The 1,755-nt window shown below is 62.8% G+C and carries 1 protein-coding gene; it reads right to left on the bottom strand.

Annotated elements, in window-relative coordinates; genetic code table 11:
* Window positions 1–1,755 (bottom strand): effector protein Tle3 domain-containing protein (locus ACNFCH_RS25795; RefSeq protein WP_416744492.1); only part of this gene is annotated, 1,755 nt, incomplete at both ends.

Raw genomic sequence — 1,755 nt, 5'->3', positions numbered from 1 at the left:
CTGCGGATCATTCAGGCAATGCGCCTGCCCCACCGCAATATCCATGGCCGTCACCCAACGGTGGTTCTCCGGGCTGCGCAACACTGCCGAGTGGTAGCTGTTCGTCTCCAGTACATCGCGCGCAACCGCCATGCGCGCCCGAATTTCATTGGGCGTTTCCTCGCGCAGGATGTCGAAATGATCAGGAGTCCCCAGCGTCACATTGCCGTATTGGCGCACTTGTTTCAGGGCTTCAGTCTGGTCACCTGGTTCCTTGCCCTCGTTCCAGGCGGCTCGGGCTTTTTCCAGGTCGATCCGTACCGCCGAGGTGGAGATTTTTCGCCACTGAAAGCGCGCCACCGGGTTACCCAGGGCATTGCTGACGCTCACATCGTCGGGCCTATCGAGCCCTGACTTGGCAGATGACCCAGGTTGCGCCTCGCCCCCGAACATCTGCGGGGCATGGGGCGGAATCAGCGGCTCGGCGTTGATCCAACGCTCTTCATCTTCGGCAATGCCCCCTTGGGAAGCGAGCCCCACGATCAGGTTGTTCCCGGGGTAACGGTGTTCTCCCTTGGCACGCAGCTTTTCCGGTTTGGCCGCTTCACCCACCCGTACCGGCTTCCCGTTACGGTGGCGCCTGGTCCATAACCGCTGGTAGAAGCGCAAGGGCTGGAGCGCCAGCATCGCTGGCGTTCCATCCGGCAAGGTATCGGGCACGCCGTAGGTGCCGATGCCCTTGACGTCATCCAGGGCAACAGTGGTGTCCTCCGGGCAAAAATACAGGTACACCTTGCCGCGATTGTCGCGCTCGGGGAACACCGTGAGATTGCCCACTTTGTCCTGGCGCGTGCCTTCGGTCGGCGACCAGAGGGGGCCGGTGCGCCCACGGTAGGTCCACAGGGCCCTGAGCTCAGGCAAGGGCGGCTGGGTGTGGGGCGTCTCGGTCACCGCCGCGACGATGCGCATCAGCGTGGCGAGGGTGTCGTGCCCTGTGGGCGTGACGCTGGGCAGCACGCTGTAGGGTGTATCCACCATGATCAGCGTGTCCGCGCAGCGCTGGCCCTTGTCGATCAACAACGCCTGGGCCAACAAGGTGATCAGGGTGCCCTGGCTATGCCCGATGATGCTGATGGTTTCGTCCGGCGATACCCGGCGGATCTCGCTGACGAGCATGGCCAGCCGGGTGGCGGCCAGCACGAAATAACGCCGATGAGGGCCTTTGCCCATGAACAGGGTATTGGGCAAGGCCAGCTGCGCCCCATGGCGCTTGAAGGCACCGAAGCCCTTGCCGTACATCTCCAGCAGATTGTTGGTGGCGTTGGCGAAGAAGCCACCGCCCTTGGCGAAATGCCGGTCCAACCGGTTGTCGAAAACGTCCAGGTACTGATCGCGCAACTTGACCGGGTCATGGTTCTGGTCCCGTTTGATCTCCCCTGGCTCAGCGCGGTATCCCCAGTAGAAAGGAATCATCAGGCTGCGCGTCTTGGGGTCAGACGTGTCGCGCCGGTAGAGGTAGGTGTCAGGATCATCTAGCAGCTCTTTTTCTTTGCTCCCCCTCGCTTGCGCAGGCATCTCCTTGGCCCTTTTGTACTTGGCCCCATACCGACCCGCCTTCAGGTCCGGCCGGTCCAGCCGCTCGTTGACCCCTTGGCACAACCCCTCCTCCACCGCCTCATACGATGCCCCCGGGTCATTCACCCCATGCAGGAAGATCACCACCCCCGGCAGGTCGGCAGGCACCTCAAGGGTGCGTACGCCATCGAAGCCAGGGAT

The organism is Pseudomonas sp. NY15354 (assembly GCF_048068075.1).
Lineage (GTDB): Bacteria > Pseudomonadota > Gammaproteobacteria > Pseudomonadales > Pseudomonadaceae > Aquipseudomonas > Aquipseudomonas guariconensis_C.
The sequence above is the reverse complement of the archived record's forward strand: the minus strand, read 5'-3'. Positions and strand labels throughout refer to the sequence as shown.